We start from the raw sequence: 20,794 nt of genomic DNA, 5'->3' as shown, positions 1-20,794 counted from the left end.
GAGCCGACATCCGTGGGGTAAACGTATTCACTACCCCGCCATTCCAGTTAACATGGCCGACATTAAGATCAATCCCGCCAATATCCCAACTCTCAGAAAAAGTCGGTCTGGGCGTATCCTCGACTAATACGTTGATACTGGCATAGAACTTGTTGCCGCGCTTGGTTATCGTCACGGTTTTGATCTGGCCAGTAAAACGCAGTGTCTCAGCCATTTTGATCTTGGTGAAGTGATGCTCAGTCTTGTGTGGTCGATCCAACTTAAGAAATCTCCCAGCCACTTTGGCCCGATCGGTCGTAAAGCTTTGCTTGGGGTCCCGTTTACTGTGAAACTTGGGCTGGTGGGCATCCGGCATGTTGGGATTAAAGAAATTTTGCCAGGCTTGGTGCAGACGATGAATCGCAGTTTGAAGCACCCGCGCAGATAGCCGGCGCTGCCAGCGCGCTTTGTTTTCCACCAGTTCATCACGGACTTTGCGTTCGCTGGGCCGCAGCTTCTTGTCTGACAGAAGCAAAGAGGTGGTGTACATGTCTTGCCAAGTTTCTAAGCCACGGTTCCAGCAGAAGCGGTTATAATCCATTAATTCAGTGATGATAGTCTTCATTTCCGCGTTGGGGTAGATACGAAGCTTGTGAGTTTTGATGGGCATTCGATTCACCTCCTCATAATTCAAGGATACCGGATCGAATGTATGTTTGTCTCTTCTATTGCTCAACCATTTTTTCTTCTCCCAGGAACCGGTACCGGATTAACGCAAACAATGTTAATGATCGTATTTGATACTTGACCACAAAATCGGTAATCATTCCAAACCTCCTATGCCTGTACATTAGCAGGTCATAACGGCTAGCGTCTCACGATTTGCGGTAAGTGGTCGAAAATGGGTGGTGAGTGGTCAATATTTGCGCTGTCGTCATCACGCCGACTCTTCTTTCTTGCGTACTAGTTAATCGTAAGAAAACACGTTTAGACTGAACTCCATCCGAATCACTTTAGTTTGGTCGTATCAGACACTTTTATTCAATGCGCATTTTGCGTGTTGCTATTAATACGCATTTTGCGTATTATGAAGGGGAGAAAAGAACGATGGTCAAGAGACGCAAACTAGTGAAAGACTTACTCTCCAAAGGCATCTTTCTCAATGAGCATGGTGGCCGCCATGCAAAACTGATCAATCCAACAAATCATCACACCGCACCATTGCCGCGTCATACAGAAATTGCACCAGAGACGGCCAGGGAAATCTATGACCAACTCGGGCTAAAACACCCAGCTAAATAAACAACATTTAATCAGGAGGATCCACTATGGCTGATAAATTTATTGCCTATCCCGCAATCTTTCACCCAACGCATGGCGATCATGACATTTATCTAGTTAAGTTCCCCGATCTACCCAATACATTCACGGAAGGCTATGGGTTAGAAGACGCCTATGTGATGGCGAGCGACGTACTCGCCGAAATGAATTATGACCGAAAGGATTTGCCCAAACCTTCCAATCCAAAAACGTTGAAGATCAGCGGTGAAGAGTTCGTGACTGTGATTAGTGCAAATCTATCTGCCAAAAAACGGGAGTTGCGCCGTTATGTGCGCAAAAATGTGACCGTACCCGCCGATTTGGCAAATTGGGCAGAAAATACCGGGATCAATTTTTCAGCAACATTGACCGATGCGCTCATTGCCAAACAGGACAAAGCAGACAAGCAGGAATCTCTGACATGAAAATAATTACCAAGTGGTGATTAACTTCGTCACAATATGGGCCGTCTTCGCATTTACCGAGACGGCCCGCTTTATATTCTGACGTACCCAGGGCGGTCGCATAGTTGCCCCGCATGTTGCTTTCCTAAGACCCGTGATGCAATACGTGCTTCAGTAATGCCGCTTCAGTCAACGTTCTTCTCTGACAGTTCGGCATTTTTGCGCCGCTTATGCTTTCGTCTTCGTTTCGGCTTCTTACTCATTTTTTGCCAGCGACGCAGAAACCTGTCATCCACTGGGAATTGCTGGGTCAATGGCAATGTCTGAATGTGTTGCGTCAAGGCATCAAGCATGTATTGCCGCCACTGGTCTTGCGGAACACCTTTATCTATCGCTTCTCGACGCCAAGTGGCAGGCAGTTCCTTAGGCTGAGATTCCAGAAAGGCCTGTCTTCTTTTCTCCAATGACTGATTTAACAGCGTACCTGTTTGGCCCCACCAAGCGGCAAAAAAACCGTCTAACAGTACGTCTCCCACTTTGTCAGTCAAAGAATCGCCCATGTATTCAGCCACCCTTGGATACATCATTGAGCGCAGCTCTTGGGATGTTAACATCGGATTTTTAGTTCGTTCAGTTTGAATCCATTCCCACATTTGGTCTTTCGGTTGTTTATTCAACCAGTCCCGGGTCAGTTTTATCGTTTTGTCCCGGCGTAAACGTTTCTGATAAATACGCAATGCCTCTGCACCACTGTGATAACCCTTGCCGCGATTGTCATCCAGTGCTGTCTCGCTCGTGACTTCTACAATTTTGTAGCGGGTGACAGGATATGGTTCGCTGTCGTAGTCGTCATAATAATCATACTCACCATAATATCCAAATCTTGGTTCTGGTTCGATATAGACCGTAAATGGCACAAAGCGATACGACCGTCCTTCCGTCTTGACGGCAACTTCTTCCGCCGCCAACGCGGCTGCTTCCTGCGCTTTCTCTGCTTTAATTTCTGCCTCTATCTCTTCCTGCTTTTCCTGTTCCCGCTCAAATCGTTCTTGTTCTGCTTGCTCGTCCCGAGCTTTATAGAATGCCTCGTTTTCCTTCATAATCAGTTGGACCAAATCCCAATTCTCTTTTGGCAATGGTACCCGCGGCTCGGAAACATTGAGTAGCTTAATTTTTGTAGGCCGCTCAATTTTGTAATCCGTGGCCACTGGATGTTTTTCGCTGAGGAAGGTATCACGCCCCAAGTATCCTTTTGTATATGTGGAAATACGTCCGTCAAATTGCAGACGATCGTCCTTCTTTAGATGCCCCAGCTTTTGAAAACCCAATGTGTAGTTAAACCACAGATGGTCTGTCAGTAAGCTGCCTGCTTGATCCATAACATTATTGACCAGAATGGTGGGCTGATAGTAAGTTTTGCTTCGCAATTCGGTTGTTTTGTATCCAGTTCGTTCAAAGGTCGCAGTGAAGGTGTGGCGGTGTTCCGAACCAACCGCTTGGAAGTTCTTGCGCATCGTGGGTCTTCCCTTCTTATTCGGATAGAACAATGGCAGCGACATCGTCGCACACAAACTGATGTTCTTGATTTAATTATAATAGATTACTTCAGAATTTGGGCAACGGATACACTTGTTCCTGTTTCAACTTTCAACGAAAAAAAGACGTTTAATGAAACAAAAATGCGAAATGCGCGTTGCAAGAATACCTGAGGCCTCCCTTCAAATTACCGTGTGCTCACTCACCCCCGCAAACGCTAAGTTACCCATCTTCAAATATCTGAAAACTTTTTGATTTTATTTGCTTGCGCAAGCAATTTAAGAATGCTATACTTCTTTTCAGTAAGGAAAGGTGATGACAGTATGGCCGCAGAAACTGATGCGCTCATTTCACAATTAAATATCACAGCGCGGCGAGTGCAAGCTTACCTCGACGTCAAACTGAAGCCGTTAAATCTGACCGTGAATAACTACTATTTCATTCTCAAAATTAATCAAGACACTCCCCTGACCCAAGATCAGCTCTTCAAACGAATCTATCTCAGCCCGAGTAATGTCACTCGCCGCCTGACCCAGCTCATTGATTTAGGACTGGTGGAAAAGCAGCGTAATCCGCAAGACGGCCGTTCCTGGACGGTGACTCTCACCGTCAAAGGCAAGGCCTTGGTGCCCCAAGTCGAACAAATAATTGCCCAGGTCAACGCCACTGCCTTCAATGATCTGGTTACTACTCAACAAGAAGAATTGATCACTGCATTAAAACTAATCGACCATAATTTAGCCTAGGGAGGTTTTTGAATGTCAACACCACTTACCGTATTAGGCACACCCCAATCGGACTTACAAATTCCTGATGGTTTTGTCCGTGCCAGCGAAGATACTCAGACCCGGAACGGTGAAACAGTCTCAGTCGTTCGCTATCAAAAATCTGGTCGAATCGTGATGAATAATCCCCACGTCACGGTCATCTTTGGCCGCGATGGCCGCTTGATCAGTTACAATAACTTTGCCGTCGACAGTATCGCTCCACTGCCTGCAAAAGAGGATGCAATAGATCAAGCTATCCGCATCTTTGCTACTTTGGACAGTCCTTACGCTCGTGGCCTGAGCTTTATACGGGTCGATCGGTACAATCGCCACTTTATGAACGACCATAGCAATCAGGTTGAGATTCCAATACGCTGGGTGAAATTTGCCCACCGTAACGGTTCCTATAATTGGGTCTCAGTGGGCCCTGGTGGTCAAATCATCGAAATGGAGCGGGAATCCGAGTGGGATTACTTCCGTTCCCGCCGAGCCACAGAAGAATGGAACTATGATGATTGGGTCCTGGCGCGAGCTGGCAAGGGGCCGCAGTTGGCCGCCCCAGAGGCCTTCGCCTAAGGAGATTGTGCTATGGATCAATTCGATATTCTGATCGAACAATTGGGCCAACTCAACGAGCGGGCCCGCCAATTGGAGGATGTGGACTACATCACCGCTTCTTACAAAGGGTTCAGCAACGGTGGCCTTACTCTGGCAGAAGTGAAAGACCGGATCATTGATGTCCGCCACCGAATTACCACTCTGGAACGGCAATTGGACGATGTGTTCGATGATCTCTCTTAGATAACTGCAGGATATCGAGATCATTTTATCCTGACTATTAACCTAAACCGCCTCGTACGCAAAAGGCCACCCCAGCAAACGCCAAGGTGGCCCTTTTTAACTTCGTGTCCCAGTTAGCAAGTTGCTCCGCTGACCGTGATACCCTTCTTAAATGCCGCCAAAACATCAGCACCCTTAGCAATCCGCACACTACCGTCCAGCAGACCGGAATTATCTTTCAAGCTAATGCTGTAGTTGCGGTAGTCCATCGTCAAGCCGTCGCCCAAGAAATTCAAATCATAGGCAGACGTGTACAACGCCACATTGGCATCATTCGTCAATGGGATTGCATAATCAGGATCGGACTGGTCCAAAATGATCAAGGAGAACTTAGCCCCGATACTGCATGCGCCGCCCTGCAACGAATACTTACCGCCACCATCATCAGTGATCAATAATAACGTCTTGTCGGACAACTGCTTATCCCTTAATAGCTTTACCATTGTATCTGTCATATTGATTTTCATTTTCCATCGCCTCAATTCAATTGTACACAACTCGTCAAGCTTTCCCACTCAAACCCGACTAACGAAATTGTTCGTCACAATCCCACCTTATTGATTGCGTATTCATGCATACCGGAGTATGGTTGGGGCATCAAAAAGGAGGTCATTTCAATGCGTCAAAAAAGTTTCGTCAGTCGTGCTTACTGGGTGATGTATCTTCTCAATATTGTTGTGCTGCTTGGCTTCGTGGCTGTGGCGTATTGGCTGTACCAGCAGGCTCCTGCCAGAATTCCGGATCACTGGAATGGCGCCATGCAAATTGACGCCTATGGCAACAAAATTGAGCTTTTCATCTTCCCTGCTCTGGCACTCATCGGCGTGATTCTCCACCCCGCACTGGTGGATCGGAAATATCCCGACGGCTCCAGTAACAACATGTGGTCGAAAATCATCTTTGGCGTGTGTATTATTGCGATTTGGGTCGCTGCTGGTTTGGGATTGTTAGCCATCTATCGTTGGTTAGGGCGTTAATCGATATCAAGTAAATAATTAATTGCGGCACAACTGGACGGTTGTGCCGTTTTTTTATTCTGATGATACAGATCGACAATTGACAATCAGTAAAATCCTGTTTTGTGGGAATGATTGCTCACCGTTATTCTTTTTTGACCGATGTTCAGTATTGATAAACTTTCTTTACTATAACTGCCTCAGAATTGTCCTACAAGACTGATACAATAAAAGAAAGTGGGATTGGAAGCGTTTAATGCATAATGTTGCACCGATCCCCCACGATTTTAATCAAAGGGGGCCGTTATTTTGTTTGGCGGGAGAAGAATCAAAAGAAAAATCATCACATGGGTACTTTTGCTGCCCATTCTTTTTGGCATGGTCGTATTGACACTTTTTGGCCAGGTACAGGCCGTAACTATCGGGAATGTTTTAGATAACACTCAGCCGACAGCTCCCGGAGATATGTATCGAATTCCTGGTCTGAATAGATACCGCCGTGGTGGTGAAGGGTCTTATGTTTACACTGGTATCAATATGCCTGGCATTACCGGTACGCCAATAACCACTGGCACAAGTGCCGACTGGGAAGGTAAGAAAGCTGAGTCACCAACAATCATTACATTCCCAGAAAAAGTTTCTAATTCTGGTAGTGATCCGGATCCTTGGTTCAGTATTAACTACGTCGACAAAAATGATTTTATTGATTTTAAGAGCGCGAATCAAGCGAACAATTTCTATAAAACTGGAGAATCCAATTATAACCAGAACAATGTACAAAGCCTGATGACTACAGGTACTTTGGATGCCACTGGCACACCTGGCCCTGTTCTCAAAAGTGGAAAATCTTTTGATGGTGGCATATTGCAGGTGACCGGTAATGTGCCCATCAAAGCCCAGATTGCAGGATCAAAAACTTCTGTCGACTCGGTACTGGCTGGCAATTGGGGTGTGATGGTACGCGTATCCCTTCCACCAGGCATTGATGCCAAATCATTAGGTGGCGCCATTGATTGGGGCAAATCATATTTCTACCTTACTCTTGAATCTATTCCGTTTTTGGGTGCAAAAATATCAAATTTAAACTTTCCACTCCAATTTGATCACCACGTATATTTGGATCCAAGCGATAAGAGCATCTTCTACCTCAAAGTGAAGGGCATCCCCTTCAATATCAATTACGATACAAAAAACGCAAAAATGGCACTGCAACGAGGCGGCGCCGATTATCTTGATTATTTGCATAATGTCTTTTTACCAGACGGCAAGACATTAACTAATTTGGACAATCTTGGCAACCCAATAACCATCGGATCTGGTGATGACATCCAGCCTAACTTTGTCCAGCAAACCGGTGGTAAAAACTTCGTATGGGATCCCTTTAGATCACTTGCTAATGGCGTTCTAAAAGATCTTATGCCTGATTGGTTGGCAGATTTTATTACTGGCGGCTTAGTGCCAAGCTTGGTATACGATGTTGGTAACGTTGGTAGAACAATTTCATTACTTAACGCAGCTAATCCTTCAGATAATCGCCCATTAGTGAAACTGTCGTGGGAAGGTCTGCTTGATCCCGCTCGATGGTTCCAAATTACCATTGCCACACCTTTGGTCAAAGCCTTAGCGGGTTACTTCGTAAATAACGGTTTTGAAGGTTCCGCTCATATTAACTTCTCCTTTGACATGTCAAAATACAGTGGTGATGTGGACAAAACCTATCAATCCATTACCGGTGGGCGCCTATTTCCTGCACCATACGCTGATGGCCTCATCAATAAAGGAGACACCATGGGCGGTGACCTCGACAATCGCCGCGCACTGGGGATTACACTTTATGGTAGTAATACTTTGCTTGATCCATATTCAGTATTGGCGGGTAAAGACCGGTCAAAACCTAACACTGATCTACTCAGCCAATTGAAAGCCGGCACTTCGCCAATGGACTATGCCCTCATTGACCGGACCAAACTGGATTTAGGCAAAACAAACCCAAGTCAAACCGACGTCCGCGAGTTCCCGGTCTACACCAACTTCACCTCCTGGACTGCCTTTGTCGCCCCATTCGACAACAGTCAGACGGTAGATACCTTAAACTCCAGCGGTGATCCGTTAGGTGCAGACATGCGGGCCCGAGTTGCCACTCCGGACAGTTATAGCGACGGAATTCTAGTGAATGACGGGCAAGCCTTCAGCGTGAATAAGGACTACAACGCAGCCGACTATGCGCCGAAGATGGCCGATAAGATACTCACCCAAGCGGGCGGCATTACGCCCCAACGCTACACCCAGGTCTATCAATACTACGACTACAGCGGTGACCAACCTGTGCCAAATCCCACCCGGCAATACACCACATCTGACAACAAGCTGGCTGTACAGGTGCTCAACGACACCAACGCCCCGAAGGATTATTTTGGTCGAGTCACGAAAGGATTCCCTGATAACACCTGGGTCTATTCCGGCAAGTACAACTACTTGCCGGTGGCCGGCACTAATGTCGGCCTGCGTCAGGATATTCGACCAGAAATGAATCTGTCAGGGGATCAGATTTATGTGCTCGACAAGAGTCAGCTCATCAACAATAAAACCCTCACTGAAATGTTTGGGACGTGGCGCGATAAACTCACCGTCGGCACAGATACCATGAGTATCACCATGTATCCGCTGGGCTCAGACACCTCGCTGGGCAATGCCAGCAGTAACCAACTGGTACCCAGTGCCACGTTGAACGATATTTCCCTGCATTTAGGTGATTCTGTGCCATATGGATTCGAGGGCGATCCGCCCTATGGGGACATCAAAGCGGGACTCACCATTCCACCAATGAACAGCACGGACAATGGCTTTTATGGCATTGTGAATCTAAAACGCAACGCCGATGTGCCGATTAACATGAACACCGCCAACCCGCTCACACTGATACTGGATGCCCGCTCAGAAGATCTGGCCAGCCGTGCCAACTTCCTCATTTTGTTGAAAGATGATACGGAAGGCGCCGACTGGGCAGCCACTCATCAATATGCCGGCACAGATAACAAGACGTACTTCTTCTACCAAAATGGGGATAACGTCAATGTAAACGGCAGTGTTAAAAATAATGGCGATGTGGCCAACCAGGTGTTCCAAATCATGATCCCCCGGGTCGCAGGGGTTACGTCTTCCAAGCCGACTGTCCAAAACACTGACGGCAGTGATATTCCGGCAGCTAACATCACCCCGATCACCCCAAACAACACAGATCTGGACAAGTATTACCAGCGTTGGCTGGTCAAGATGCCTAGTCCAGTAATCAAGGGGCAAACGTTCACCTTCAAATACGCCTACCAGGCTGCGGACATCACTACAATGCCCGCTAGCACTACCTTGCAAACCGTCATTGGTAATCAAGATGGCAAAGTGTTGGCGCGCACTGGTAATCTGTACTTAAAACGGATGAAGAACATTGCGATCATGCAAACACCGACGCTGGACTTTGGGGAGCATCCTTTACCCAAGACCCAACAGACCTATGGGTTAACGGATGCCAGTAAACAAAATTCCCAATTGATTATTCAAGACAACGGCCAAGCTAATGGTCGCGATCCGCTGAGTTGGGCCGTCTTCGGCTGGATGGAAGCATTCGGCAACAGTGCCAGCGGTGAAACCCATGAAGACTTCCAGGTCGATCTGGGTGTCCCCACGATGCCACCTGATTATCAGTATCCAGAGGGTGACAGTCTCAAGAATCAGCTCATTGCCAACCATACGCCGAAGACAATGGTTGCCGATCGGGTGTCCATGCCGCTATTCAAACTGGATCGGTTGTTAGAATCCGGTACAAACGCCGCGCCTTTGACCCTGACGTATCCAAACGCCCAGTTGACTGTACCGGCCAGTGTGAAAAACAGTGGCCGCTATTCATCAACTATTACCTACTCCGTCACCGACGGATTGCAGTAACCATTAAAAAAATAAGGGTATCGATTGTGAGAAATCGTGCCCTTGTTTTTATGCGCCGACTAACGTTGTAGAAGCCACCAAACTAGCCCGCTAATGATAATGATCCCGGCCAAACCGCTAACGATTTCTTTTGGTGTCGATTTCCGAATTGTCACGGTCCAATGCCCACGATGCCATTCGCGTGATTTCATTTTTGCGTCTCCTTTTGATTTCGTGATATACTAAAAGCACCAGGAGAGGGTAATGGCAGTTACCCACCCTGTGAGCGGTTATGCTGAGCGCTCAAACATAAATGAGATGGTCACGAAGACAAGGTGAATAGTAATTGTCACCTTCGTCAGGCGTGGCCTTTTTTGTCGGGCCCGTTTCTGACCATGTCTCACCCGTGTGAGAGGTTGCATAACATCACCTCCTCCCTGGTGCCAAATTATTATATCAAGTATCGAGCCGGAATAATAGCGAACACAAGCCAAAAAACCATTGTCGCACCGCTTGTTTTCCCACTTTTCGCCATCGTTTCCCAGAAGCCTTTTGTACTACTTCCCTAACGATTAAATAACTACCGGTAAATCACACATCCGCTCTAGCCGCCTGTTCTTCTTGCACCGCCCGTCGATCCGCAATCTTGAAGAACGGATACCACAGGAAGAAGTTCAATACGAGTACAACCACCATCACCAACAGCAATTGCCACCCGCCGAGAATAAAGATTTGCATCGGCCCGGGAGTGGTCCAAGGCAGTTGGGCAGAAGCCAAATACTTCGTGATCCCGAGCAGCTTGATCATACCCCAAGTGGCAAACCCAGACACCGGTGCCACCAGTAACATGGGTAGAAAGAAAATTGGGTTCAGCATGATGGGGAAGCCAAAGATCAATGGTTCGTTGACATTGAACAGCGCCGGCAATGCTTCTAACTTGAATAATTGCTTGTAACGCGCTGACTTGGCCCGGGCCATGGCAATCACTAAGCCATAGGTCTGCCCTTGGCCGCCGAAGATATTGCTGGTCATCACGTACACAATCCCCGCCGCCAAATACGGCAATGGCTTCTGCGCCGCTAAAGCATTGATATTCTCTGTTAATAGAGACATTAAAATCGGACTGGCAATCCCCAGAATGAGAGACGGATGCAACCCAAAGAACCAGAAGACATTGGTCAAAGTCGCTAGCACAATGACGCTCCACACATTGCCGGTGAGGTTCTGTAACGGCATTTGCACAAGCTTACTGATGAGCGTGAAGACATCATGATACGGAGTCATATAGAAAATCATTCGAATGGCAAACATTGCCGTCAAAATGACGATCCCAATAATAGCGGGACTCATGGACTCTTCCACCATCGGCGGAACGCCCTGAGGCATTTTAATCGTTAAATGATGTTGGGTTAAGACGACAAATAACTTGGCAGTGATGTACCCTACCAAAATGGCCACGATCAAACCGCCGCCCCCGGTGTTGTTGGTCAGAAAGCCAGAAACTGTCTGCGTTTTTCCAGTCTTAATCACCTGGGGCATAAGCATTAAAAAGCCCACTAAAGAGAGCAGACCGGCGTTCAGCCCGCTCATCTTGTAGTGATTCGCATATAAATAGGCAAAGTTGAATGCCACATAGATCCCCAAGGCATTCATAGACGCATTGATCGCCGCATTAAATTGATTATTCAGGTCTGAACCATAAATATATTGCTGCCAAGCGGGAATCGGCAGGCCATAAATAATCAAAATCACCGATACCCCAATCGTCACCGGCAGTGTACGCATAAACGCCCCCGCTAAGGTTGAAAAGAACGTGTTGGCGTTCATTTTATTAGCGATAGGCGCCAAATATTTGTTGAGAAACTTTTCAAATGTATTCACGCTTATTGTCCTCCCTTTTGTTCAATTATACACGATACGAGTGCCCGATTCCGCAAATCATACCCGCCACTTTTTTCGCCACTTTCTGGTACTATGAAGTTAGATAATTAGAGAAAGCGGTGACAGGTGATGGCGAATGCGAGTTATTTACAAATCAAGCAGGCCTTTCGGGAGCTGGACAAGAACGGCAAGGGCGCTAAGCAGTCTGCGGCGGCCAGAAAAAAAGATCTGATGGCTGCCTTTATCAAGCGTACCACCGGACCCGCGACCGCACCAAAACCTGTCGCTTCCGCAACGCCTGCAACCGCTGCCCCGAAAAGGCAAAAAAAGAATACACAGCGTCAGTCTGTCCGCAACCCGCAAGAAATCTATCGGCTCAAACATCAACTGGCGACAACCAAACAAAGAACCGCCGATCAGCAAAAACAGATTACCCAATTGCAGGATCAATTGACGGCTGAGCAGGGTAAAATCACCCACTGGCACCAACAAATCCGCCGGCTGACCAATCAGCATCTGCAAATGCGAACGGCGACCACCCGCCTGCACCGGACGATTCAAAGTCTGCAGCAAAAAAACGCCAACCGCAGTAAGACCATCAAAAAGCTGCGCTGGGAATTGCAGGCTTGGCGCAACCGTACCAACCGCCTGCAGCAGGAAAACCGGCAGTTACGCGGCCAATGGATTGCGAAAAATCAAAGCGAATATGTCGCCACCTATCAACTGTGGCAAAAAGAGCAATCCCCCTACCGTATTTTACGCGACGAAGTGATTCCCCATTTACAAAACGAGATCACGGCCCTGCAAGGCACGATTACTGACTTAAACCAAACGATTAAAGCAGGTAAATACCGCTACGATTTATTGCTGCAAGTCTTTGACCATGAAGCGCAGTGGCGGCCCAGCCGGGATGTGGCAGAAGAGCTGTTTGCACCGCTGGTTTCCCGTCAACAGATGGCCCGCATCAAAAAGATTCTGGCCCAAGGGTACAGGGAAGAAACTGCTCCCAGTCGGCCATCTTGGCGGCCGGCCACAGTGCCGTTGACCGATGCCGCTCGGGTCCAAGTGACCCAACCGACCGAAACAGATAACCCCCTATTCAAAGAACTCTTAGCCCAAACCACGCCCGTGGCGGCGGCACCCAAATCAAAAAAGGCCGTCCACTTGGCTTTGGATCGATACAGTGCGGTGCGTCATGTTCACCCCCAGAAGACGAAACAACCTACTGTATTCACCACCCCGGACTGGTTAGAGAATGCCACTGTCTTCCAGGACATCCCGATCTACGTGTTCACTTGGCAAGATGCAAAGGGCATTCGCAATCAGTTAACCCAACTCGGCGCCATCGTGCAGATCATCCGCCCTGATGCCATTTCCTTGAATCAGATTCACGCGATTGCGTATAGCCAACAGGACGCCATCATGATCACCGACCGCACCAAGGCGCATCACGCCACGGTTCAGGCCATGAAAGATATTCAAGCTGATCCAACTGCCAACCATGCCGTGGCAGTGATTGCGGATAAGGGCATTGGCCTCGCCTCGACTCTGCGTACCATCTACGACATTTTAATGGGTCGCTGGAGTCGTTCCCAGGCGCTATTTAACCGCGAAACCCCATCTGTTGATAGAAATCATTGATAAACGCCAAGCAAGACACCCGATTTGGATCTCTTTGCGGTAACAAGAAATAAGCATTCTGCATAATCCGCAGCCACGCACTCAGGCGGTAGTAAGATGGCAAATTATCGTTGGCGTAATTGTCCCATAAATAAGTGTGCTCAATCGTCAACCAATCCGTCCATTCCTGCACAGAAATATTTCCGACAGTCAAACCAAATACTAAGGCCGCCGCCAACCGCTGCTCCTCATCATCCATGAAAGGCGCCGTCATTCGTCGTAAGACCGTGACGACGCTTTTTTGTACATCTGGTACTAACTTCTGGGAAAACTGGGGATGGCGCACTGCGGCCCCGAGAAAGTCGGCACCATGGGCCACCGCATGGGCCCAGCCATGTCCAGATACGTAACCTCGGTAGTCTTTTTCTTGCTGCAAATAAGTCACGGCCCACTGAAAATAGGCAGTCCGCTGGGCAACGGTGAGAAAGGAATGTTCCCGGTCATAATCCAGGATCAAAGTCCCCACTAATGCGGTAAATGTCCGGCCAAAAATCGCGTCGGTATCTGCTTTTTCAATATCCCGCCATAAATCCCGCCGATCCAACACAGTTTGCGCGACTTCTGCCCGCTGATCCGCCGTGAAACCATCGTCAAAAAAGCCGCGGCCAAAAAGCGTATAGATAATCCCATCCCGCAAATGACCATCCGGATCCCCAATGTGGTCCAGCATAAAGGTCAGTTCGTTATCTGTAATGGTGAGCGGATTAGCATCCACTAACGCCGCCAGTTCTTTGGTCATTGCCATCGTGTGGCCCCCCGTTATCTTTTTCATTCTGATTCGATTATTCAAAGAAAAAGGCCTGGGAACATCATCCCAAGCCAGGTGATTAGCAATTCTAGTTATTTTTTAGTCATCGTCTGCAGCACTTGTTTAGCCACCAACGTATAGTAATGCGGTTGGCCCGTCGTATTCGGGTGGAAACTGTCCGCGGCAAACCAGTCGCTGTGGCCCTTAGCCGTCGAATACCAATCAATCAAGTGGACATTCTTGTACTTGTCCGCTGCCGCCGCGATCTGCTTGTTCGAGTCGCTTTCCCAACTCTGACTCGGCACATGCACATTAATCCAGAACACGGTCCGCTTCGTACCCAAAGCCGTCATGATTTCTTTGGTCGTGTTTGCTGTGAATGCCCCATTGGTACCGACACCTAAAACGACTGTATCGGCCAATTTGCTTTCACCGCTTAACTTCTTGATCACTGCCGGGGCGCCATATGCTTGCCGGCTGACGTCGGCTTCCATATTCATCTTCGGGAAGATTTCCTTCAGGAAGCTTTCACTCCCTAGCATGACAGAATCACCAACGAAAGTGATCGGCATTGTTTTGGCGTACTGCAATTCTGGGTAAGTCAAGCCATACTGTTTCAACTTGCCATAAAGCGGATCAGCGGCCGCTTGTGAAGACGCTAACGCCTCACTGCGCGACAACGCGGCAGCCCTTTTCTTAGAACTGCTGGCCGCGGCGGCCTTTTTCTTCGCTGCTTGTTCAGTGCGGACCCGGGCATTATTCGCCTGGACCCCATACCAAATCCCGCCGCCTGCTAAAACAACTACCACAATCGCCACAATGATCCAGACGATCTTCATACCACTCGACTTTTTCTCCCGATGCATAAACCCGACTCCAATCCATTTAGTTAACTATGGAATATCATACCATCATCGGTTGCTGAATTCCTTGTCGAGTTCGGTGAAATCGGGGATATACGCGCCTTTAAGCGAAAATTTATCTTCTGCAAAATCAAAAATCATGATGCTGCAATTACCAAAGTGACCATTGTATTGATGTTCCGCATATTGATCCCATGCCCGCTTGAAACAAGCGATGGCGCCACCGTGGGAGACCATTAAGATATTCCTGTGATGATCATGCTGCATTAAGTGCAGAATCGTGTCTGAAAGCCGCTTGGTCACCTGGGTTTGAGTTTCACCCCCGTAGGTTGCAAAGAAATCATTGTAGGGCAGCGGCGGATTGAGGAACTCCGGTTGCGCCTCAAACCGGCCAAAATACCATTCCCGCAATCCCTTTTCTCGGTGATAAGGCAGATCTGTCACGAGTTCCAAGGTGTCACTGGCCCGTTCGGCGGTGGAACAATAGGCGCTGCCTAGGGTAATATCGTTATCTGTAAAGTAACGCCCTGCAATTTGGGCCTGGCGAATCCCCTTTTCAGTCAGTGGTGAATCCACCCAGCCTTGTACCCGGTGTTCTTGATTGAACATGGTTTCTCCGTGGCGCATTAAGTATAACGTCTGTGTCATTGGACAAAACCCCCTCTCTGATGTATCCGTTTCATTGTACCGCACTACGGCATTTTCAACCTGTTATTGGCCAGTGAATCTGATTAACAGTACTCTTTTGTCGTCGGCTTGAACACACCTTAATGGATTTTTCGCAACCAGGTGATCATTGCCTGCGCAATCTGCTCCTGTTGCTGCGCATTACTAATGGTCGCCGTCCGATCACCCTTTTGGTGACCATAACTGCCGAATCCGGCATGATTGCCGTCTTTGATTTGGATATAGATCGTCTGGGTGGGTAAGTATTGCTTAGCCTGGCGATAGGTGGACCAGTTCAGCACACCATCTCGGCTGGCCGTGATTGACAGGACCGGTTTTTGAAACCCCCGCAGACTGCCCTTTTGATCCGGATAACTGGCGAGAAAGAACACGCCCTGAATGTTATTGTGGGCATGGGCATACCGGCTAGCCATCACGCCGCCCAGGGAATGGCCGCCCACCACCAGGGAGCGTTTGGTTTGCTTGCCCACACCATCTGCAGCATTGGGTTTGAGTACGGCCAACGCCAGCGGCATTTGCAGGACATAAACGGGGTACCCGGCAGCCGCCACCTTCTTCGCCCAGATGCTGTAGCTGGGTGGCGAAACAAATGCGCCGGGATAAAAGACCACCGCGGGTGTGGCGGTTTTCTCGGCTTTGAAATACAGCCATTGGTTCGTGACCTGAGCACTCTCGGCCGCTTGCTGGGCTGGTTGGCTGGGGCTATAGACTTGGGCGCGGAGGTATAACCAGGCACCTAGCAGGATGACCACGAGGCCAGTGAGTACCCCGATCAGGATTTTGTTTCTTTTCTTCATCGTTTCCTCCTGAGACAATAAAAGAGCCGGGACAAAATTTCGAGTCCCGGTGGATGTAGTGCCAATGCGGAGCGATCGGAGGTGGCAGGGGGCTCAGTGGTGGGAACTGCAATAAACTTGGCCAGGACCGGGCCAAGTTTATTGCAGTTAGGCGACTTTGAAACCGCGTTCCTCAGCGGGTTCAAAGCGCCGTCACCACTTGCTACGCCTGCGGCTACGCACTTGCTGCGCTTCGCAGCCCCCTGCCACCGGAGATTGCGGAGCATTGGCACGGCTCCCGGGGAAAATTTTGTCCCAGTCCCAATGATTAATTTCAAATCAAACTGGTGTCGCGACTTTTTCGTTGCTGCCTTGAATCTGTCGTAACTGTTCTTTGCCATGAATCAACTTCGTCAAAAGTGCATTGACTGGTGTGGGAATACCTGCCTTAGCACCGACTTTGGCGATATAACCATTCAAGAAGTCAATTTCTGTCTTCCGTCCTTTGGCCATGTCTTGATGCATGGACGGATAGTGCGTACCATTGGCATCATCGGGGAATTGCGCGACGATGAGTTGTTTGGTGGCTGCTTCGTCAAAGTGCACATGCTGATTAGCCGCGATGGCCGCGAATTCATCCAGTACATTATCGATCAATGTATCGCAATCGGGGACTTGGCTGAATTCACCGATATTACAATCCAGAATTGTGGTGTAAGTGTTCAGGACCGAATTCAACGCGGCTTTGCGCCAAATAGCCGTCAAGACATCATTGGATGCCGTGGGCTTTAACCCCGCTTCTGTCAACACTTGCAGCACTTGCTTGAAGAAAGGCTCTTCGTTGCTGGCCAGTGCCTGCAAAGTCACACTGCCATTGCCCTTCATGGTAATTTCGCCGGGACCATTCAAAGCGGCGGACCAAACGGTGACGCCGGCGATAATTTGGTTCTTCGGCACGAATTTAGAAATCGTCTCAATGTTGCCAATTCCATTGCCCAGTTCAAGCACATGGGTCGCCGGTGTAATGACTGGCTTGAGCGCTGTCAGCATGTCGGCGATCCCCATAGCCTTCGTGAAAAGAATGATCAAATCAAATGTGCCGTGCACGTCCTTTGGCAAAAAGGCAGGCACGTGGACCCGCTTGTCGCCATCATTCGTGTGGGCAAGTAACCCATGGGCATTGATCGCTGCCACATGCTGCTGCCACAAGTCAATGAAGGTCACGGGATTATCCGTGGTCGCCAACATTGACCCAAACCGGCCACCCATGGCGCCCGCTCCGGCAATTGCAATTTTCACAATGATCAGCTTCCTTTTCAAAATATTGATTACACCATTAATGGTAACACCAAGGACCCGAAACATGTTACGGTGGATGCAATAAGGAAGGGAAATGACGATGACAAATACAATTTATGATGATCCCAGCTTCTTTGATGCCTATAGCCACATGGCTCGCTCTGAAGGCGGCCTACCTGCTGCCGGAGAATGGCAGACGCTGAAGTCCGTATTGCCCGATTTCACCGGTAAAACCGTGCTGGACTTAGGCTGTGGTTACGGTTGGCACTGCCGCTATGCCGTGGAACACGGCGCTAAGTATGTGCTGGGCATTGATTCGTCCGCTAAGATGATTGAGCAGGCGCAATCCATGACCCACAGCAGCATCATTGACTACCGGGTGATGGACATGACGGCAATTGATGAATTGAAGGTCCACTTCGATGTGATCCTCAGCTCTTTAGCAATTCACTACATTCAAGATTATAAGGGCTTGGTCGCAAAGATTTATGCCCGGTTGAATACGCCGGGGACTTTCATTATGTCCGTGGAACACCCCATTTTCACTGCCCAAGGCTCTGAAGAATGGATCAAAGATCAAAACGGTAACACCTTGTACTGGCCAGTGGATCGTTATTTTGATGAATCCAGCCGGGAAACGGATTTCTTGGACCACAAGATCAAGAAATACCATCGGACCATGACAACCTATTTGGAAACCCTGATTAAGCAAGGCTTCCGGTTGACCAACGTGATTGAACCGCAACCGCCTGTGGAGATGCAGAAGGAAAGCGCCGAGATGCGCGATGAATTACGCCGGCCGATGATGCTGATTGTGACCGCAACGAAAGGTTAGAAATGACAAAACGGATTGGGCAGATGTCCAATCCGTTTTGTCGCAAATTAAAGGGGAGCAAAGTCGTTAGTTATCGATAGTGGCCTGCGCTAGTGAGACGTTCTCCCTATCCAGTTGATCCAACCAGTCTAATATTGTCGTCAAGGCAAGCCCAACATTCCCCAACTGACAATGACTGCTTGCATATTCTGCATCAGTAAACCGCCGAGCAGTCATTGACCTGGCATGGGTTAACCAATCGATCTGAAGCGGTAATTGATTATTTGGCACGTAATGATCATTGGCACCCGCAAGTAACAGGACATCCTGATCGACAGATGCTGAGATTTTAGCCGTCGTATATTTCAGCGACTGCTTGAGAAAGTCATACGCGGTGGGGACACCCATAACTGCCGTGCCTTGTTGCAGTGCCCACTGCAGCATCAAGCTGTGCTTCATGAGTTTGGTGAGCAGTGTATTAATCTGGTCCTTATTGCGATCAATAATTGCTGACCTAGCCAACGTCACTTTCAATTCTTCCGGCAATTGGTTGGTAATACAGCTGACCTAGCCAACGTCACTTTCAATTCTTCCGGCAATTGGTTGGTAATACATGTGTAAAAGTCAGGCAGGACGTCGAAACAAACGGCCCGCTTAATTCTTTTTTCGAAAGCCGCCGCCCGCAATACCAGGTTTCCTCCTAACGACATGCCCACGGCCGTCACATCATTGACGTCGAAATAATCGAGCACTGTCTTAACTGGCTTCTCCCATTGATGCGTCATGGCCAACCGTTCTTCCTCAAGTGCATAGCCTTGACCAGGTCCATCGAAATAAATCACGTCATAGCCAGCATCGCGAAACACCATCATCATGCGGGTGAGTTCTTCAATATACCCATCAAAACCGTTGATGAACAGGATCGTCCCTCGTGGTGCAGTCGGCGTTAAACGATACGCCGAAATATGTCCCGTCGCATACGGAATCAGAAAGTGCTGCTTGGTTCCAATGCCATAATAAGCATTGTTTAGTGAAATAAACTTATCCCGCAACGTCTTCTTATCCGGCACATCATCTGGCAAGTAAAACTCAGCGGCTCTAAAGTACAGTGCTGCTCTGAGCTTTTCACCCTCGCTCAGTGCCTTTTCTCCAAGGTCTTCAAACGCCGCAATCGATTGGGGATACGTTTGCTGGTCGTTTCCAATCTTCTTCATCTGTTTCAGCATTTCACGGTCGTTTGACCAATTGAAAAAACGATTCATTTGAAAGTTGACACTTTGATCAGCATTCAAGTGATACATACCAATTGGAAAATCCGCCGTTGCCCATTTGTCTGTCATGTAAAGGATCCTTTCGTGTTTCCAAGGTCACTATACATTGCCGCCGCTGACGCCTACAATGCTTAACAGACGGCGAATTGTTGTTTATCCGACATTTTGCCACAACATGTCGTTCTATTCCGATTTATTCAACAGAGGTGGATCAATTGTCCAATCAGACCGATTTACGAGTGATCAAAACCCAAGAAGCAATTAAGACGGCTTTTCTTCAACTCATTAGCAAAAAAGGATTTGTCGCCATTACCATCAATGACATTGCCCAACAGGCGCGGATCAACCGCTCAACTTTCTATCTACACTATACTGATAAATATGCGTTGCTCAATCAACTCACCACAAATGGCATCGCGCGCGTTGCAACCACCATCACACCCGAGTTGCACATTGCTGACAACGGTGTAAATTACACTGCCTTTACCCAAGACTTGAATCAGTCATTAAGTGTCGTGGCAGGCGATCCTGTTTTGTACACGTTTATTTTGAATGATCCTGCCCACTTAGGCCTACGTCAGCGCGCTGAAGACGCATTGAAGGCGTATCTCAACCAGCACTTGCCGCAAAATACTCAAATGGCCCGTGACTTATTACTGGAGATTGTGCCATCCATTTATCTCGCCGCAATTCGGTGGTGGTTGGCTCATGACATGAAGTATTCTCCGCAGTTTTTAGCGCAAGAATTGGCAAAGTTCTTTGAGCTTGGTTCTCGAAGCATCATTGATTCAGATTCACACTGATGCCAAAGAGTTTTTACGAAGCGTTACCGGACCATGCCGATTTATTTAGAAGCCCTGACTGTGCAGGCCTTCCTGATTAACCAACGTGATTGGGCCCGTAGCTGCCTGTGGAGACGCAGGAGAGAAAGTGCGCAGTGTGCGATGAATTGCGCCGGCCGATAACCCTGAGTGACCGCGACTAAAGGTTAGTCGATTGATCAATATTCAAGCAAAAACGACACATCAGGACTGAAGTGCAACAAAAAAGTTAGA

22 protein-coding genes are annotated in these 20,794 nt (G+C 48.4%); 10 read left to right on the top strand and 12 right to left on the bottom strand.

Translation table 11 applies throughout. The features are described 5' to 3' along the window. A partial coding sequence (locus FD09_RS14825) for a helix-turn-helix domain-containing protein (RefSeq protein ID WP_157053861.1) occupies nucleotides 1-649 on the bottom strand: 649 nt, incomplete at its 3' end. 437 nt (nucleotides 650-1,086) lie between these two features. Here FD09_RS14825 and FD09_RS14820 point away from each other — a divergent pair. Continuing rightward, nucleotides 1,087-1,281 carry a type II toxin-antitoxin system HicA family toxin gene (locus FD09_RS14820; RefSeq protein WP_057822474.1) on the top strand — a complete coding sequence of 65 codons (195 nt, stop codon included), beginning with the start codon at nucleotides 1,087-1,089 and terminating at the stop codon, nucleotides 1,279-1,281. A gap of 26 nt (nucleotides 1,282-1,307) precedes the next feature. Then, the gene (locus tag FD09_RS14815; RefSeq protein ID WP_057822473.1) at nucleotides 1,308-1,724 is read left to right on the top strand and encodes a type II toxin-antitoxin system CcdA family antitoxin; all 417 of its coding nucleotides are present in this window, start codon (nucleotides 1,308-1,310) and stop codon (nucleotides 1,722-1,724) included. 164 nt (nucleotides 1,725-1,888) lie between these two features. Here the strand turns inward: FD09_RS14815 and FD09_RS14810 are convergent, their stop codons facing one another. Beyond that, nucleotides 1,889-3,217, bottom strand: a complete 1,329-nt coding sequence (locus FD09_RS14810; protein ID WP_057822472.1) for a hypothetical protein — start codon at nucleotides 3,215-3,217, stop codon at nucleotides 1,889-1,891. A 345-nt stretch (nucleotides 3,218-3,562) separates the two neighbouring features. Here FD09_RS14810 and FD09_RS14805 point away from each other — a divergent pair, with 345 nt between their 5' ends. From FD09_RS14805 to FD09_RS14795, 3 genes are read left to right on the top strand one after another with little or no spacing between them, the layout of a single operon-like run. Next, nucleotides 3,563-3,985 carry a MarR family winged helix-turn-helix transcriptional regulator gene (locus FD09_RS14805; protein ID WP_057822471.1) on the top strand — a complete coding sequence of 141 codons (423 nt, stop codon included), beginning with the start codon at nucleotides 3,563-3,565 and terminating at the stop codon, nucleotides 3,983-3,985. Between the two features lie 12 nt (nucleotides 3,986-3,997). Continuing rightward, nucleotides 3,998-4,582: a hypothetical protein gene (locus tag FD09_RS14800; RefSeq protein ID WP_057822470.1), complete on the top strand. Its 585-nt coding sequence runs from the start codon at nucleotides 3,998-4,000 to the stop codon at nucleotides 4,580-4,582. Nucleotides 4,583-4,594: 12 nt separating this feature from the next. Beyond that, nucleotides 4,595-4,807 carry a hypothetical protein gene (locus tag FD09_RS14795; protein WP_057822469.1) on the top strand — a complete coding sequence of 71 codons (213 nt, stop codon included), beginning with the start codon at nucleotides 4,595-4,597 and terminating at the stop codon, nucleotides 4,805-4,807. Between the two features lie 113 nt (nucleotides 4,808-4,920). Here the strand turns inward: FD09_RS14795 and FD09_RS14790 are convergent, their stop codons facing one another. Continuing rightward, nucleotides 4,921-5,313 (bottom strand): iron-sulfur cluster biosynthesis family protein, encoded by a 393-nt coding sequence (locus tag FD09_RS14790; RefSeq protein WP_057822468.1) that lies wholly within the window; start codon nucleotides 5,311-5,313, stop codon nucleotides 4,921-4,923. A gap of 150 nt (nucleotides 5,314-5,463) precedes the next feature. Between FD09_RS14790 and FD09_RS14785 the strand changes: the two genes are divergently transcribed. After that, entirely contained in the window at nucleotides 5,464-5,823 is a 360-nt protein-coding gene (locus FD09_RS14785) for a DUF1648 domain-containing protein (protein ID WP_057822467.1), read from the top strand. A gap of 357 nt (nucleotides 5,824-6,180) precedes the next feature. Further along, nucleotides 6,181-9,741 (top strand): hypothetical protein, encoded by a 3,561-nt coding sequence (locus FD09_RS14780; RefSeq protein ID WP_157053860.1) that lies wholly within the window; start codon nucleotides 6,181-6,183, stop codon nucleotides 9,739-9,741. A 59-nt stretch (nucleotides 9,742-9,800) separates the two neighbouring features. Here FD09_RS14780 and FD09_RS16965 read toward each other — a convergent pair whose 3' ends face one another. After that, nucleotides 9,801-9,932, bottom strand: coding sequence for a hypothetical protein (locus tag FD09_RS16965; protein ID WP_268873301.1), 132 nt, complete (start codon nucleotides 9,930-9,932; stop codon nucleotides 9,801-9,803). A 379-nt stretch (nucleotides 9,933-10,311) separates the two neighbouring features. Next, nucleotides 10,312-11,601, bottom strand: coding sequence for a PTS sugar transporter subunit IIC (locus FD09_RS14775; protein WP_057822465.1), 1,290 nt, complete (start codon nucleotides 11,599-11,601; stop codon nucleotides 10,312-10,314). A gap of 129 nt (nucleotides 11,602-11,730) precedes the next feature. Between FD09_RS14775 and FD09_RS14770 the strand changes: the two genes are divergently transcribed. After that, on the top strand, nucleotides 11,731-13,242 hold the full coding sequence (locus FD09_RS14770; protein WP_057822464.1) for a hypothetical protein: 1,512 nt from the start codon (nucleotides 11,731-11,733) through the stop codon (nucleotides 13,240-13,242). Here the strand turns inward: FD09_RS14770 and FD09_RS14765 are convergent. The 5 genes from FD09_RS14765 to FD09_RS14740 all read right to left on the bottom strand — a co-directional run bounded on the left by FD09_RS14765 (nucleotide 13,205) and on the right by FD09_RS14740 (nucleotide 17,654). After that, the gene (locus FD09_RS14765) at nucleotides 13,205-14,053 is read right to left on the bottom strand and encodes a DUF2785 domain-containing protein (RefSeq protein ID WP_083488001.1); all 849 of its coding nucleotides are present in this window, start codon (nucleotides 14,051-14,053) and stop codon (nucleotides 13,205-13,207) included. The genes FD09_RS14770 and FD09_RS14765 overlap by 38 nt on opposite strands. Nucleotides 14,054-14,121: 68 nt before the next feature. Beyond that, nucleotides 14,122-14,895, bottom strand: a complete 774-nt coding sequence (locus FD09_RS14760) for an SGNH/GDSL hydrolase family protein (RefSeq protein WP_057822462.1) — start codon at nucleotides 14,893-14,895, stop codon at nucleotides 14,122-14,124. Nucleotides 14,896-14,940: 45 nt separating this feature from the next. Further along, complete coding sequence (locus FD09_RS14755; RefSeq protein ID WP_057822461.1) at nucleotides 14,941-15,540, bottom strand: histidine phosphatase family protein; 600 nt, start codon at nucleotides 15,538-15,540, stop codon at nucleotides 14,941-14,943. A 119-nt stretch (nucleotides 15,541-15,659) separates the two neighbouring features. Next, nucleotides 15,660-16,376, bottom strand: a complete 717-nt coding sequence (locus tag FD09_RS14750) for an alpha/beta hydrolase (RefSeq protein WP_057822460.1) — start codon at nucleotides 16,374-16,376, stop codon at nucleotides 15,660-15,662. A gap of 318 nt (nucleotides 16,377-16,694) precedes the next feature. Beyond that, a complete protein-coding gene (locus tag FD09_RS14740) occupies nucleotides 16,695-17,654 on the bottom strand; it encodes a ketopantoate reductase family protein (RefSeq protein WP_057822458.1) in 960 nt (319 codons plus the stop codon). Nucleotides 17,655-17,754: 100 nt separating this feature from the next. Between FD09_RS14740 and FD09_RS14735 the strand changes: the two genes are divergently transcribed. Further along, the gene (locus FD09_RS14735) at nucleotides 17,755-18,489 is read left to right on the top strand and encodes a class I SAM-dependent methyltransferase (protein WP_201782884.1); all 735 of its coding nucleotides are present in this window, start codon (nucleotides 17,755-17,757) and stop codon (nucleotides 18,487-18,489) included. A 66-nt stretch (nucleotides 18,490-18,555) separates the two neighbouring features. Here FD09_RS14735 and FD09_RS14730 read toward each other — a convergent pair whose 3' ends face one another. Further along, complete coding sequence (locus FD09_RS14730; protein WP_157053859.1) at nucleotides 18,556-19,014, bottom strand: hypothetical protein; 459 nt, start codon at nucleotides 19,012-19,014, stop codon at nucleotides 18,556-18,558. Further along, nucleotides 18,999-19,808 (bottom strand): alpha/beta hydrolase, encoded by an 810-nt coding sequence (locus FD09_RS14725; protein WP_057822455.1) that lies wholly within the window; start codon nucleotides 19,806-19,808, stop codon nucleotides 18,999-19,001. The genes FD09_RS14730 and FD09_RS14725 overlap by 16 nt, the downstream gene beginning before the upstream one ends. A gap of 146 nt (nucleotides 19,809-19,954) precedes the next feature. On the opposite strand from FD09_RS14725, the gene FD09_RS14720 reads away from it, so the two are divergent. After that, nucleotides 19,955-20,542, top strand: a complete 588-nt coding sequence (locus FD09_RS14720) for a TetR/AcrR family transcriptional regulator (protein WP_057822454.1) — start codon at nucleotides 19,955-19,957, stop codon at nucleotides 20,540-20,542. The last annotated feature ends 252 nt before the right edge of the window (nucleotides 20,543-20,794 follow it).

This window comes from Schleiferilactobacillus perolens DSM 12744, assembly GCF_001435585.1.
Taxonomy (GTDB): Bacteria; Bacillota; Bacilli; order Lactobacillales; family Lactobacillaceae; genus Schleiferilactobacillus; species Schleiferilactobacillus perolens.
The sequence above is the reverse complement of the archived record's forward strand: the minus strand, read 5'-3'. Positions and strand labels throughout refer to the sequence as shown.